Origin of the sequence: Pseudidiomarina salilacus, assembly GCF_047323925.1 — a bacterium.
In the GTDB taxonomy this organism is placed as follows: domain Bacteria; phylum Pseudomonadota; class Gammaproteobacteria; order Enterobacterales; family Alteromonadaceae; genus Pseudidiomarina; species Pseudidiomarina salilacus.
The window spans coordinates 1,309,456-1,323,315 of the sequence record NZ_CP178751.1; the positions used below are offsets into that span (position 1 = coordinate 1,309,456).

Sequence of the window (13,860 nt, forward strand, 5' to 3'; positions counted from 1 at the left end):
AGCCCGCGCCAGCCGCAGATAAACTATAACTTACCCACTAACACAACGATTCAAACCAGATGGAACTGCACAGTGAAACACTTCGCTACTAATCAGAACGCAACGGTAGGAAAGCTGTTTTCGGCATCAGTTATTGGTGAGCTTGTGAAAGCAGGAAGATCACCAACCTTAACAGGCTAAAACTTAAGCCTCCGCTATCACTTGTTCAGCAACGGTGCCAAAAAACTGCCGTGTCACACTGAAGAATGGGAACAAGCGAGAATTGGTAGGTACAAGATAAGCTTCAACCAAGTAGCGAATAGACCACCCCTGCTCAACATGCTCATCAAACTCCGCTGCCAATGACGTCCAATGCGCCCGACGTTTGCTGACCAGGAACGCACTATTTAAATTCAGCAAATCAATTGTGTAGGATGCTTTATCACGAGATTGTTCACCAATCCTTGGATTTGGAATAACACGACCGCTTTGCAAATAGACAAAGTAGTGCCAGCATCCGGCATCTAAAGGGCTAACGAAACGAGTCATATCTACAGAAATAGACTTGCCCACAGAATGCCCGCCGAAGAGATCTTTTGCTGGAATTCGCGCTAATGCATCACTATGGAACGCTGAAGCCAATAAATTGCAAAATTCAAACGTACCTTGTGGATTTTGGGATTTATTTTCAACATGCTCGATGTGAAAACCAATCGGTGAGCAATGATATTCACTATAACCACACAAATGATACTGCTCTCGCAGCAAGATACTGAGTAGTCCCTTTTTGTCTTTCAGCGAGTTCCAACGCGCCGAGGCCTCAGCCGATGAATTAGGAGGATTTAGAGCCGCATTTTGCAACTGGGGATGATGCCCCACTCCTTTTTTTATATACTTCACGACTCACCTAACTGACTCATAATTTGTTGTCGACGAATACTTCTTTGTAAACGCACGATAAAGGGGTGTTCCACTCCCAGTTTTTCGTTCATTGACTTCAATAGTTCCTGTGCTTCGGCGCATTCATACAATCCACTATCTACTAATTCAAGCAAACGATTCATATCCGATTTCTCTGCAATCGGGGGGCTAGGATCGACTTCCATAGTCGTATGCATTACTTCACCACTATCGCGACCGTAGGTATCCTCCAATGGAGGTTCAGCTATGAATTCGCCAGCGCTGTTGCGGTCAAGAACTCTTATATTTTCGCGTTTGACTGAACTCAGTACCTGGGGACTGTGTGTTGTAACTATAAATTGAATGTGCGGAAAAGCTGATTTTAGGTTACTAACAACAACTTGCTGCCACTCGGGATGCAAGTGCATATCTACTTCATCAATAAGGACAATTCCGGGAGTTTCCTCCGAGGCTCGCTCACCCAGTTGTGGATTAAGTTTTGTTGCTCTGAACGCTATATCTGCAATCATTCCGATCATGTTTCGGATGCCATCGCTTAATAGCTTCACCGGTAATTGCCCGTGTTCCTTATGTTCAATTACGATATCTTCCGCAGCAAACGAATATTTGATGTTATGCCACCCTGACACGTTCAAACATTTATTTACGGCCGACGTTACTGAAATTAGAAAATCGTCAAATTCACTTTTGGGTACAGGTTCACCGACTTCAAAAGCTTTTAACCGTTCGGTCTGAGCATTCAACGACCAGTACTTAAACCAGCTCGAAAATAACTTATAACTTGATGCTGGGTCGAGGCAGTCCGTGTAGCCAATTGTTCGCGATGATTTTTTCAATTTCTTATCGATTTGGTGTAAATGCCGCTGATGCCAAAGACGCCCAGTTCCATAATATGCAATCAAAGGCAAAATCACTTCAGAATCGCCTGTTTTGACCTTTGACTGGAGCCACTGCCCATAATTAATTAACTGTTTAGCATTCTTGATTGTCGTTTTACTATTCTTCGGACTTGAAAGTTCTCGTCCCCATTGTTGTTCACAGCCTTTGGTTGCTAGCGGAATGCATCCAGTCGCGATCAACGATACGCCGCCGTTAGCATATTCCATTTCGAGCTGGCTCGTCGCTCTCGCCTTGAACTGGCGAATATCTTGTCCACTGAAGTGCTTTCCATTGGAAAAGTCGAAAGCTCCTATCAAAGGTCCTAAAGCGATAGCAATCGCATCTAATAATGCGGTTTTACCACCACCATTCGCTCCAATTAAGACTGTGGTGCTCTGATCGAAGTTGATAGTGATCTCATCGAAACAACGAAAGTTAACGAGCTTCAATGAGCGTAAGGATATTTGCTTTTGCAAAACGTTGTCCAAATTAGTAAAGCGGTTGAATACCTAATATAAGCCAAAGATAGCTTTGGTGCATCCTTGAAAATCGTATTTCATAGTAGGCTTTTGTGCGCAATTTCAGTGTCATGGCCGAGTAAACGCAAAAAGGAGCCAAACGGCTCCTTTCTCAATCTAGGTAGCCCGTAGTTCTACTACGGGTCTAATCACCCACTACACCAATGTCAAACCAACCACCCGAGTGTGCCCCGGTGCTTCCCCCGCAGTAGAACTGCGGGCTACGACGCCGATGAGCCCAAGAAGTCGCAGATACGAGCGCAAGCTTTGCCGTCGCCATAAGGGTTGTGGGCGCGGGACATGGAGGCGTACTCGGAAGCGTCAGTCAGCAGCGATGATACCGACGAGACGATAGCGTCGACGGAGGTGCCGACCAGGCGCACGGTGCCGGCTTCGACGGCTTCGGGGCGTTCGGTGGTGTCGCGCATCACGAGCACGGGTTTGCCGAGGCCTGGGGCTTCTTCTTGCACGCCGCCGCTGTCGGTCAGGACTAAATGGCAGCCCTGCATGAGCCAAACGAACGGCTCGTAGCCAAGGGGCTCAATCAGGTGCACATTGGTCAAGCCGCCGAGTAACGAGCGTACTGGCTTCTGCACATTCGGGTTCAAGTGCACTGGGTAAACAAAATGCACGTCGGGGTGCGCAACCGCCAACGAACGCAGTGCCGCACAAATATTCTCGAAGCCTTGGCCGAAGTTTTCGCGACGATGCCCGGTGATCAGCACATAACGCGACGATGACAAGTCCACCGACAAGCCAGCAGCGGTCAATGCATCGGCAATCGACGCACGTAACGCATCAGACGAAGCAATCTTCGAAGTGACCCACTGCAACGCATCAATAACGGTGTTGCCGGTGACCAAAATCGAACCTTCATCAACGCCCTCGGCCAGCAAATCACGACGGTTACGCTCAGTGGGCGCAAAATGCCATTGGGATAAACGTCCGGTCAATTGACGGTTCGCCTCTTCTGGCCATGGCGAGTACAAATCGTGTGTACGCAAGCCTGCCTCGACATGCCCTACTGGGATCCGCGCATAAAAAGCTGCTAGAGATGCAGCAAAAGTCGTTGCCGTGTCACCATGCACCAGCACCAGCTCGGGTTGAGATCCTGCCAGTACTGAGCGCATGCCCAAAAGCACCGACGAGGTCACGTCGTACAGGTCTTGCCCTGCTTTCATGATATTCAAATCGTAATCGGGTGTGATCTCGAATAAGCCCAACACTTGGTCGAGCATCTCGCGATGCTGAGCGGTTACAGCAACCACAACCTCAAAGCGCGCATCGGCTTGAAGGGCTTTCACCAACGGCGCCATTTTGATCGCTTCTGGGCGCGTACCAAAGGCTAATAGAACTTTCATGAGCAACTACCTATTTAAAAACAGTTAGACGCGGGTTACGCCACAGAAATCGAGGACCTGACCGCTTACGGTCGCGTCCACGCGCGGATGAATGGAGAGGTTTTCACACCTTGTTGACAACATCTCAGTCAGCTGAGCTGGTTTCGGGGTCAATACACACAAACAGCAACATCTGAACAACCTTACCGAGGTGGCGAGCGCATCTCTGGCAAATTAGGCTAAGTCGCCATTCGCGCCGGTGACCGCCTAGTTCTAGCGACCAGCGAAGACTTTTACAGGCACCGCAATCGAGAGCGCAATTTCTTCTTGCTCGAGGGGCAGCGCCTTAGCCCTACCCTGATAGGCAAACAGGAAGCAATCACACTGCTAGGGTTCATTGGAGTGGTTACAGGTACCGCATTGGGTCAATTGACACTTTTTACAGATCTTTTGACCTACTTGGCGGTTATATTAACCATAAAAGTATGGTCAGCGGTTGACATCCGCCGCCGCAACGATTGTATTCCCTGTAGCGATAGATATTGCAGAAAGTTTGGGCGTGAGCATTATGCCCTTTGTGATGGCGGTCGTCTTTGGCGCCTCAGCGAGTTTCATCAGCCCGTTCGGCTACCAGACTAACCTAATGGTGATGAATGCGGGGGCGTACCGTTTCGCGGACTTTTCGCGGATTGAGGTGCTGGTGTTGCTGGCTTATAGTGTGACCGCGGTATGGATGATACCGCGGGTGTTTGGGTGGTGAGTCATACTTTTTAATTACCTCAACTCATCACTCTAAAATAAAAAGTTTTGCAAAAACAACACAAGCCGTATTAAAGTTTAACGTTTTAATACAAAAGTCTACCAGGGAAATTCAATGGAAAAGCAATCGAGCTTCAGCGTATATTTCTGCTCGGAGCCGTTAGACTTCCGAACACTTAAAGAACCTTCCATCTTTCTGATGCCTTCAGAAGATAATTGGAATGATTTTACATATCGATGCGCCTACGAATATTTTATTCATCTGGGAAGTGGTTCCGACCCTATAAATGGAAACCTGATGCTAGGCTTTATATCAAATGATGAGAGAGTAAATCATATTGGACGACTTAGATTTGAAAGTGACTTAATTAACGCAGAAGAATTACCCACTTTTTTTACAATTCAACGCTCCATGAATGACTACCGTATGCTAGTACGCCAACTTGGACATAAAAATGCAGAAGAAGCGTTAAAATCTTTAAACGACCTAGTTGCTTTGAAAAAAACCGGTGGGACTAATAGGTTTCTGGTGTCCAAAGCAACTGAGACAGAAGTTTTTAAGCTGTCTTTTATGAGAGACTCTGAACGTTTTTATGCCTTTCATAATGCAAGTTCTATTCTTGATGGGCTAGATGAAGAAAGCTTTTCGAGTATTTCAACGAAGCTATCACTTTCATATCAGTTACCGAACTTCTCTGTGCCACATAATTTTGAGCTTAATTTCGAGACTAATAGTATTCTACCCAAACGAATTAGTATTCTAATCGGAAAAAATGGATTAGGTAAAAGCCAAGCACTTTACACTGTCGCTCACTCATTGATAACTAATGGTACAGATTTTCAAGATCGAGAAATCGGTCGACCACTTATTAACCGTCTTCTTGCCATCGCAACGCCTGGTGAAACAGTAAATACGTTCCCTCCTGAAAGAGTGCGAGGCAAAATCAAATATCGACGTCTTATTCTAAACCGAAATGCTCGAGCAAAAGCACAAGAGGGCTTTTGTGACTTGTGCGTGCAGCTAGCTCGTTCTATTGAGTCTATCGGAAGTAACGACCGTTGGGACCTTTTTCAGCAAGCTATTCGAACACTTCCAAATATCAACAATATACATATTCCCCTAAAGTCTAACCCAACCGCTTGGGCTAACCATATCCGTAGCGTTCGGGGAAAGCATTATGTCCCACTGCTCAGACTAAAAGAAGGAGGGGAGCAAGCAAGGTTAGAAATTCAAGGCAGTGTTGTAGGTAATGCAAACCCCGTTGTTTTGCAAGAAAATAACGCCTATCCGCTTAGTAGTGGTCAGCTAGCATTTCTCAAGTTTACAGTCCAAGCTTGTTTGTTTATCGAAAATGGGACTCTTGTTTTATTGGATGAGCCAGAAACCCACCTCCATCCGAACTTTATATCCGAATTTGTGACAATTCTCGATCGTTTACTTGAGTTGACAGGGTCTATTGCATTGATAGCCACACACTCAGCTTATTTTGTGAGGGAAGTTCCTCGCTCCCAAGTGTTAGTTTTCAAAGCTGGCGAGGATAATCAAGTTGTGATTCAAAACCCCAGAATCAAGACATTTGGAGCCGATGTCGGAGCAATTTCTTATTTTGCTTTTGAGGATGAGATAACCAACGCCTTGGTGGCAAAACTAATAAACAACCTACCGTCGAACAAACAAGAGCGAGATATAATATTAAACGAGCTAAAGGAAGAATTATCCTCAGACGTAATCATGTATTTACATCGCAAGCTTAACGAGGATGCTATTTATGAAAGCGATTAGCCCTCCTGAAATAGATAATATTCATGAACTACAACTGTTGGCTAATAATTCTCGCTTGAGTAGCTACCCCGATTTAATGAATGAATATTTGCGAATTCGTCAACAGTATCAAAGCTATGTTGAAAACGGTGGTAATCCATGGGTTATAAACTCAATTAATATTGGGGAACCACTGAAAAATTCACTAAAACTTCACTACCTAAAGCCTCCTAAGGGCAGACTTAGTTTCATTCAGAAATTTCGTCGTAATCTATCACCTTTAGTTTGCCCAATGTGTGGTAGCTTTGGAAATGGATCTATAGACCATTACCTTCCTAAAGACATTTACCCTGAGTTTTCCTGTTTTTCTCACAATTTAATTCCGTCATGTAACTGTAACTCACTTCGAGGAACACGAGTAAAAGGTGATTTTCCATCGGCCAGAGCGATTCATCCATACTACGATGCATTTGTCCAGCAAAGGCTGTATCAGTCAAGTTTTACAGGAAGCTTCGAGACCCCAGAAATATCTATTGAAGTTATCAATAAGGATCATCCTAATTTAGACATACTCCTCTTCCATTTAGAGAATGTCATTCTCAACCCTGCCACACAAGGATGGTTTGAAAAACAATGGTCGACTCTAGCGCTTCGACCTCGAGACATATTAGCGTTAACTCTTCCTGATGAACCGCGAGCTGTAACGGAATTTGAATTAAAGGATGCGATAAAAAAATATCGTGACTCGAAGGATACTGAGTACGGTACTCCAAATAACTGGTCGTCGATTTTCTTCACCGGATTGATGCTCGACTCTGAACGGTTGACTAAATTAGCTGGTGCAATCTAAGTTAAGTATGAACAGTGCAGGTTTAAGCTACCAGTCTATCACTTAGCCAAACTCATTTTTGCGTAAGCGTCACAGATTCCACACCTAGGCACACGGTTGCAGATGGCCTAATTAATCACCACGTTTCAACCAACGAGGTGATTTATGAGTCGTACCCATCGCAGCCATGCGCAATGGCTAGAGCTTTTTGAGGCGTTTGAGCAAAGCGGTCAAACCCAGGCAACGTTTTGCGCTGAACGCGAACTTAATCCTGCCTATTTTAGTAAACGACGCCGCGAGCTGCTTAAAAAGCACGATAACGGTTTTGATCAGGCACAGTGTTACCAACGGAGTAAAATTGATCCACTGACAATGCTCCGTTTTTCAGGGGGCCCCCAAGATAAAAGAGCGAAGAGCCAGAGATTTCCTAGGCGATAGCCTGAACACCTTAGGCTTTGATAGTCTTTATCACACCCTAAATTGTTAGCTTTTATCCTTTCTATCGATCATAAGTGAGCTTGGGGCATACATCTCACAAAAGACTTCTGCACCAAACTTTATGGCCAATGCTGCCGCGCTCGCGGCTACCATCATTACCGAAATACTGGCGGAGGTAAATGCTGCAACGATCGCTCCAACAATATACTTTTTATCATAAACAACCGATAGTCCTTGGCTCCATGCTTTATAAATATCACTGTCGGAGCAGCAAACAGCCCTCCAAGCAACTCGTTTTAACGCGGAACTTGCACGTTTACCAAGAGCCTCCTTGTTTTCTTCGGTTATGGGCGGTAGAAGCATTTTTCGATCGGGGCCAGGAAGGCGCAAGATGTAAGCACTCCTGATGTCTTGGAGGAGGTCAACAGACCTTTGAGGAACCGCTCTCCCCATCTCTGCAAATATCTCGTTTTCGGATTTCATTTTAACAAGCTGAATTGCTCGGTAATCAACTTCTTCCAGAATAAGCGAATCGGTTATTTCTGACTTCAAACCTACTAGGATACTTTCTTCTTCCAGCCTCTGGATTAGGCGCCTATGAAACTGCTTCCGTCTCTCTGGGGATTTAATATTGTTAATATTCCCTACGGCTCGAGCAACCATTCCCCGAGCTTTTTCCAGGTTATTCTCTCTTAGATAACAAATTGCTAGGAGCGAAATCGCTTCAAGATGTAACCTAGTTCTCGAACTGCTTTTTTGAATCGTCCCCTCAAACCCAAGCTTTGCGTACGTTAGACGGCCAGCTTCCAATGCAGTTTCATAAAGCCAATTCTTAGCTTGCAGGATGCGGGTTTCATGGCATGTGGGTCGTAATAATTCTTGAATTTCGGCGGTAATCTTCTTAGCTCGATTTAGATCGGCAGTTTTGACACATGATCTTAGCTGTGGCTCGAGTATCGTCAGTCTTTCCTTCTGTACTTTAGATAGCGGTATATTCTCAATCATAAATCAGAAACATCCAATTGTAACTAATAGCTAACATTAATACACTGCACGTGTACGCCTTTTGCTTCATTCAATTGATAGTATTGGATACTAATTTCCATTTTTGAAATAATGCTAGAGCCTGTTGGGATAATCAATGCTCTCGCCTTGGATACGCTGGTAGATTTCTTCGCGGTGCACGTCGACGTCACGCGGGGCGTAAACGCCAACGCGTACTTGGTTGCTTTTTATGCCGAGGACGGTGACAGTGATGTCTTCACCAATCATAATAGTTTAGCCGACACGTCTTGTGAGAATTAACATAATAAGTCGCTTTGTTTAGGTCAAAGCTCTAACTTGACGGATCACGCGAAAGAATCCAACTTTTTTCCAAATTATTTATCAAAAGCCGACACAAACAAGTCAATTGAACCTTTTTAAGGGTCAATAAAAACAAAAAGCGTCATCTAAAGGTCAGATGACGCTTTTCCGAGCCTAGGTAGCCCGTAGTTCTACTACGGGCCCAACCTGAACACACCTCGATGTTCGTTCAAACCACCCGAGTGTGCCCCGGAGCTTCCCCCGCAGTAAAACTGCGGGCTACGACACTAATCACTTCCAAACAAATCGCGGGTATAAACCTTTGCGGCAACATCTTCCAACTCAGGCGACAAACGATTCGAGATGATGACGTCAGCCTCAGCTTTAAACGCATCCAAATCGTTGACGACGCGCGAATTGAAGAACGAAGGTTCAGACAACGCGGGCTCGTAGACGATGACTTCGATGCCTTTGGCTTTGATACGCTTCATGACGCCCTGCACGGCTGAAGCACGGAAGTTGTCTGAGCCTTGTTTCATGACTAGACGGTAAACGCCAACGACACGAGGTTGGCGACCTATAATGCTATCGGCAATAAAGTCTTTACGGGTACGATTGGCGTCCACAATTGCTGAAATCAATGTCTGCGGTACATCGTCGTAATTCGCCAGCAACTGCTTAGTGTCTTTTGGTAGGCAGTAACCACCGTAACCAAACGATGGGTTGTTGTAGTGATTGCCGATGCGCGGATCTAAACACACGCCGTCAATGATTTGGCGGGCGTCCAGCCCATGCGTCTGGGCGTAGGTGTCGAGTTCGTTAAAGTACGCGACGCGCATGGCCAAATAAGTGTTAGCGAACAACTTAATAGCTTCAGCTTCGGTTGAGTCAGTTAGTAGAATCGGTACGTCTTGCTTGCGTGCGCCCTGCGCCAGCAAAGAAGCGAAAGCCGATGCACTTTCATCGAACCCGCCCACGATAATGCGCGAGGGATACAAGTTGTCGTGCAGAGCCTTGCCTTCGCGTAAGAACTCTGGCGAGAAAATGATCCGCAATGCCGGAAAACGTTCGCGCAACTCCTTGGTGTACCCAACCGGGATCGTGGACTTGATCACAATCACGGCAGCGGGATTAATACCAGCCACCTGCGCAACGACCGACTCCACCGTACTAGTATTAAAGAAGTTCGTTTTGGGGTCATAATCAGTCGGTGTCGCTACGACCACATAATCAGCGTTTTCATACGCAGCGACAGCGTCAGTAGTGGCTTTAAGATTGAGGTTTCCAGAAGCCAAAAACTCACTGAGCTCCTTATCAACAATCGGTGATTCGCCACGATTAATTTTATCTACTTTCTCTTTAACAATATCGACAGCAACAACGTCATTGTGTTGTGCCAGCAACGCAGCATTAGATAAGCCGACGTAGCCTGTCCCTGCAACAGCTATCCTCATAATACTTCTCTATTTTTATACGATTAAACGTTATAAAAGCTACGATACCACTCGACTGTGCGTTTCATACCTTCCGTCACTGGCGTAGCTGGTCGGTAGCCCATATCCTCGGCTAGATCTGATACGTCTGCATAAGTAGCGACAACATCACCAGGTTGAATTGGCATAAACTCTTTCTTAATCTCAATGCCCGCAGCGTCCTCGACGGCCTTAATAAAGTCTAAAAGCTGAACTGTATCGCTATTGCCAATGTTATAAACTTTGTAAGGTGCAGACGAGCTGGATGGATTCGGCGAACAGGCGTCCCAAGAGGAATCTGGCGAACACGGATTTTCAATGACGCGAACAACACCTTCAACAATATCATCGATATAGGTAAAGTCACGCTTCATTTTACCGTGGTTAAATACCTTGATCGTTTCACCGTTAAAAGCTGCTTTTGTAAATAAGTAAGGGGCCATGTCGGGGCGTCCCCAGGGACCGTACACCGTGAAGAATCTTAATCCAGTGCACCGAATTCCATATAAATGCGCATAGGTATGCGCCATTAGCTCGTTCGATTTTTTTGTGGCAGCATACAAACTTACAGGATGGTCAACGCTATCTGAGGTGCTAAACGGCATCGATTCATTTAAACCGTACACCGAAGAGCTGGACGCGTAACTTAAATTCTGCACACTATGGTTTCGACAAGCTTCAAGAATGTTCATGAAACCGACAATATTAGAGTCGATGTAGGCATAAGGGTTTTCTAAAGAATAACGAACACCTGCTTGGGCCGCGAGGTTACATACAGCATCGAATTTTTGAGTTTCGAATAATTGTTGCAGATGTTCCCGCTCTTCTAGTTTTGCCCGAGTAAATTGGTAACCACCAAATTTATTTGATTCAACCAATTTATGCCAATCAATTTCTGATCTGCTAAACCCCGCATTTTCAAGCCTTCCATATTTGAGCTCAACATCGTAGTAATCGTTGATGCTGTCTAATCCAACGATTTCATGGCCCAATTCGATGAGCCGTAACGCGGTAAAGTGGCCAATAAATCCAGCTGTGCCGGTAACTAATATTTTCATGCTCGTTCCCTTTCCACTACTTCTGCGCTAGTGCCAGCACCTCGCGCACGACGGAGCAGGTTTTCTGAATCTCAGCATCCGTCAACGTCGGATGCACCAAAAACATCAGCGAGGTCTCACCTAGCTCACGGGCGACTGGTAATGGTTCAGCTGGACGCCAGCCGGTGCCGTCAAAGGCTTTCTCTAAGTAGACTTCTGAGCATGAGCCTTGGAAGCAAGGCACGCCGCGCGCAACAATCTCGGAGACGATGCGATCACGTGACCAGCCGTCGGCCAACTGCGATGGTTCTACGAAGCAGTAATGCTTGTAGCAGGCGTGTTCCATGTGGTCTGGTACAGAAGGTGTGCGTACAACTGAAAACGAAGAACAAGCTTCAGTGATGGCTGCGGTGTTTTGCTGGCGTGCAGCCGTCCAAGAAGCCATCCGCTTCAATTGAATGCGGCCGATGACGGCTTGCATTTCGAGCATGCGCCAGTTGGTGCCGAAGCTTTCGTGCAACCAGCGGAAGCCTGGTGGATGCTCGCGCTCATAAACAGCTTCGTAACTCTTGCCGTGATCTTTAAATGACCACATTTTGCGCCATAGCGCTTCATCGTTAGTGGTGACCATGCCGCCCTCGCCGCCTGTGGTCATGATCTTGTCTTGGCAAAATGACCATGCCCCGATGTGGCCTATGCTCCCCACCGAGCGGCCTTTGTAGCGCGCTCCGTGTGCTTGGGCACAATCTTCGATAACGTACAGTCCGTGCTTTTCGGCCAAGGCCATAATGGCGTCCATTTCGGCGGGACGTCCAGCCAGATGGACAACAATAATGGCTTTGGTGCGTAGGGTAATGACTGGCTCGATGGTGTGTGCTTCGATGTTCTGCGAATCACGATCGATGTCAGCAAATACCGGCGTAGCACCGGCGTTCACTACGGTAGAAATCGAGGCAATAAAGGTACGTGGAGTCACGATAACTTCATCGCCCTCGCTCACACCTAAAGCCTGCAATGCAACATCAAGCGCTAAAGTACCGTTACCCAGTGCGACCGCATATGACGCATCTGCCCATGTAGCGAATTCTTTTTCAAACTCGCGACATTCGGTGCCAGTCCAGTAGTTAACGCGATTCGATAAAACAACATCGTGGACGGCCTTAGCTTCTTCAGCTGTGAATGATGGCCAAGGGGAGAATGGAGTGTTTAGCATAAACGAATAACTTCCTATCGCTTTAAGAGTTTTGCGGGGTTGCCAGCAACGGTATGACCGTCGGGAATATCGCGAATAACGACTGAGCCTGCGCCAACTGTGACGTGAGCGCCTATGGTAACGAGCTGAATCACTGACGAGCCAATTCCAACCCAGCTATGCGCGCCAACGGTAACGCTACCGGCGAGCGCTGCATTGGGGCAAATATGTGAGTAGTCGCCAATAGTGCAGTCGTGCTCTACTACTGCGCCTGAATTGATAATTACACCATCGCCAATCACGGTGTCGGCATTTATGACGGCATTTGGCATGACTACGGAACCTTGGCCTGTCGTAGCAGTTGAACTGATAACCGCTGAAGGATGAATGAGTGCCGGAGCCAGCCGCTGCAATTGACTTTGAATCGTAGAGCGCGTTCTGGCGTTACCAATCGCCACGACTGCTGCGTCATATTCTGTCGCACCAGCGGCAATAGCGTCGTCTAAACTCCCGACAACAGAGCACCCATAATGTTCACCGAGTTCTTGCCAGCGATCATCATAGAATACGATGTCGCGAATGCCACAAGCTATGGCAATATCAGCAATCACTTTGCCGTGGCCGCTTGCACCAATGATCGCGAGGCGGTTGATCATTTCGATGAGCCTTTAAATTTCTCTATCGTGACATGCCCGTCAGCCGAAATACCCTCGCGTACAAAAACTTTCTTCACCGTCATAAAGAGTACTTTGATATCAAGCCACAACGAACGATTATCGACATACCAAACGTCGAGTTCAAACTTTTCTTCCCAGCTAATGGCATTACGACCGTTCACTTGTGCCCAACCTGTAATGCCCGGGCGAACTTCGTGGCGACGTGCTTGCTCTGGGGTGTACAAATGTAGATATTCCATGAGTAAAGGTCGCGGCCCCACGAGGCTCATATCGCCTTTCAGTACGTTCCAAAGCTCAGGGAGTTCATCAAGGCTTGTTGCACGCAAGAATGCACCAAATTTCGTAATGCGCTCTGAATCTGGCAAAGGATTGCCCTTGCTATCGACAGCATCGCGCATTGTCCTAAATTTCAACATTATAAACGGTTTACCATTAAGTCCAGCCCGAGTTTGGTGGAATAATATCGGTCTCCCATGGTAAATCAATACAAGCGCTGACAAAGCACCTAGCAACGGCATCAAAATCAATAGACCGAAGGCAGATACAAAACCATCAATCAGTCGGTTCACGATCGTATTGCTCCTAGCATCCAGCCCTGCCACTTATCAGCAAGGCCGATGCGGTTGAATTGTTGTTCCGCAAGCTTGCGGAATCTTGGTCCCTTGACTTCAAACTGAGACTTGTTATCGACTTTATGTAAAAGTGTGTCAGAAAAAGCTTCAGCATCATCAAGCGCCACTGCGTAACCAAAA

General features: G+C 46.5%; 14 protein-coding genes. 4 read left to right on the top strand and 10 right to left on the bottom strand.

Annotation, left to right across the window (positions count from 1 at the left end; genetic code table 11):
- Positions 1-183 precede the first annotated feature (183 nt).
- The 3 genes from ACJ8W9_RS06255 to wecB form a co-directional block, all read right to left on the bottom strand.
- Positions 184-879: a retron system putative HNH endonuclease gene (locus ACJ8W9_RS06255; RefSeq protein WP_411360655.1), complete on the bottom strand. Its 696-nt coding sequence runs from the start codon at positions 877-879 to the stop codon at positions 184-186.
- The gene (locus ACJ8W9_RS06260; protein ID WP_411360656.1) at positions 876-2,255 is read right to left on the bottom strand and encodes an AAA family ATPase; all 1,380 of its coding nucleotides are present in this window, start codon (positions 2,253-2,255) and stop codon (positions 876-878) included. Before ACJ8W9_RS06260 ends, ACJ8W9_RS06255 begins: the two co-directional genes overlap by 4 nt.
- Positions 2,256-2,518: 263 nt before the next feature.
- The gene (wecB, locus tag ACJ8W9_RS06265) at positions 2,519-3,658 is read right to left on the bottom strand and encodes a non-hydrolyzing UDP-N-acetylglucosamine 2-epimerase (RefSeq protein ID WP_411360657.1); all 1,140 of its coding nucleotides are present in this window, start codon (positions 3,656-3,658) and stop codon (positions 2,519-2,521) included.
- A 538-nt stretch (positions 3,659-4,196) separates the two neighbouring features.
- On the opposite strand from wecB, the gene ACJ8W9_RS06270 reads away from it, so the two are divergent.
- From ACJ8W9_RS06270 to tnpA, 4 genes are all read left to right on the top strand, one after another.
- Positions 4,197-4,397 carry a hypothetical protein gene (locus ACJ8W9_RS06270; protein ID WP_411360658.1) on the top strand — a complete coding sequence of 67 codons (201 nt, stop codon included), beginning with the start codon at positions 4,197-4,199 and terminating at the stop codon, positions 4,395-4,397.
- Between the two features lie 114 nt (positions 4,398-4,511).
- Positions 4,512-6,179, top strand: coding sequence for an AAA family ATPase (locus ACJ8W9_RS06275; protein WP_411360659.1), 1,668 nt, complete (start codon positions 4,512-4,514; stop codon positions 6,177-6,179).
- The gene (locus ACJ8W9_RS06280; protein ID WP_411360660.1) at positions 6,166-7,008 is read left to right on the top strand and encodes a hypothetical protein; all 843 of its coding nucleotides are present in this window, start codon (positions 6,166-6,168) and stop codon (positions 7,006-7,008) included. The genes ACJ8W9_RS06275 and ACJ8W9_RS06280 overlap by 14 nt, the downstream gene beginning before the upstream one ends.
- Before the next feature lie 144 nt (positions 7,009-7,152).
- Positions 7,153-7,425 (top strand): IS66 family insertion sequence element accessory protein TnpA, encoded by a 273-nt coding sequence (tnpA, locus tag ACJ8W9_RS06285; protein WP_411360661.1) that lies wholly within the window; start codon positions 7,153-7,155, stop codon positions 7,423-7,425.
- Positions 7,426-7,470: 45 nt separating this feature from the next.
- Here the strand turns inward: tnpA and ACJ8W9_RS06290 are convergent, their stop codons facing one another.
- The 7 genes from ACJ8W9_RS06290 to ACJ8W9_RS06320 all read right to left on the bottom strand — a co-directional run bounded on the left by ACJ8W9_RS06290 (position 7,471) and on the right by ACJ8W9_RS06320 (position 13,680).
- Positions 7,471-8,430, bottom strand: coding sequence for a hypothetical protein (locus ACJ8W9_RS06290; RefSeq protein ID WP_411360662.1), 960 nt, complete (start codon positions 8,428-8,430; stop codon positions 7,471-7,473).
- Between the two features lie 114 nt (positions 8,431-8,544).
- The gene (csrA, locus tag ACJ8W9_RS06295; RefSeq protein ID WP_411360663.1) at positions 8,545-8,697 is read right to left on the bottom strand and encodes a carbon storage regulator CsrA; all 153 of its coding nucleotides are present in this window, start codon (positions 8,695-8,697) and stop codon (positions 8,545-8,547) included.
- A 320-nt stretch (positions 8,698-9,017) separates the two neighbouring features.
- A complete protein-coding gene (locus tag ACJ8W9_RS06300) occupies positions 9,018-10,184 on the bottom strand; it encodes a nucleotide sugar dehydrogenase (RefSeq protein ID WP_411360664.1) in 1,167 nt (388 codons plus the stop codon).
- Between the two features lie 23 nt (positions 10,185-10,207).
- Positions 10,208-11,260 carry an NAD-dependent epimerase gene (locus tag ACJ8W9_RS06305; RefSeq protein ID WP_411360665.1) on the bottom strand — a complete coding sequence of 351 codons (1,053 nt, stop codon included), beginning with the start codon at positions 11,258-11,260 and terminating at the stop codon, positions 10,208-10,210.
- A gap of 16 nt (positions 11,261-11,276) precedes the next feature.
- Positions 11,277-12,452, bottom strand: coding sequence for a DegT/DnrJ/EryC1/StrS family aminotransferase (locus tag ACJ8W9_RS06310; protein ID WP_411360666.1), 1,176 nt, complete (start codon positions 12,450-12,452; stop codon positions 11,277-11,279).
- A 14-nt stretch (positions 12,453-12,466) separates the two neighbouring features.
- A complete protein-coding gene (locus ACJ8W9_RS06315; RefSeq protein ID WP_411360667.1) occupies positions 12,467-13,087 on the bottom strand; it encodes an acetyltransferase in 621 nt (206 codons plus the stop codon).
- The gene (locus ACJ8W9_RS06320) at positions 13,084-13,680 is read right to left on the bottom strand and encodes a sugar transferase (protein WP_411360944.1); all 597 of its coding nucleotides are present in this window, start codon (positions 13,678-13,680) and stop codon (positions 13,084-13,086) included. Before ACJ8W9_RS06320 ends, ACJ8W9_RS06315 begins: the two co-directional genes overlap by 4 nt.
- Positions 13,681-13,860 lie beyond the last annotated feature (180 nt).

Coding starts and splice junctions, on each gene's coding strand:
- csrA (WP_411360663.1), bottom strand. CDS start 8,697: ATGATTGGTGAAGACATCACTGTCACCGTCCTCGGCATAAAAAGCAAC.
- ACJ8W9_RS06310 (WP_411360666.1), bottom strand. CDS start 12,452: ATGCTAAACACTCCATTCTCCCCTTGGCCATCATTCACAGCTGAAGAA.
- ACJ8W9_RS06280 (WP_411360660.1), top strand. CDS start 6,166: ATGAAAGCGATTAGCCCTCCTGAAATAGATAATATTCATGAACTACAA.
- ACJ8W9_RS06275 (WP_411360659.1), top strand. CDS start 4,512: ATGGAAAAGCAATCGAGCTTCAGCGTATATTTCTGCTCGGAGCCGTTA.
- ACJ8W9_RS06290 (WP_411360662.1), bottom strand. CDS start 8,430: ATGATTGAGAATATACCGCTATCTAAAGTACAGAAGGAAAGACTGACG.
- tnpA (WP_411360661.1), top strand. CDS start 7,153: ATGAGTCGTACCCATCGCAGCCATGCGCAATGGCTAGAGCTTTTTGAG.
- ACJ8W9_RS06315 (WP_411360667.1), bottom strand. CDS start 13,087: ATGATCAACCGCCTCGCGATCATTGGTGCAAGCGGCCACGGCAAAGTG.
- ACJ8W9_RS06305 (WP_411360665.1), bottom strand. CDS start 11,260: ATGAAAATATTAGTTACCGGCACAGCTGGATTTATTGGCCACTTTACC.
- ACJ8W9_RS06300 (WP_411360664.1), bottom strand. CDS start 10,184: ATGAGGATAGCTGTTGCAGGGACAGGCTACGTCGGCTTATCTAATGCT.
- wecB (WP_411360657.1), bottom strand. CDS start 3,658: ATGAAAGTTCTATTAGCCTTTGGTACGCGCCCAGAAGCGATCAAAATG.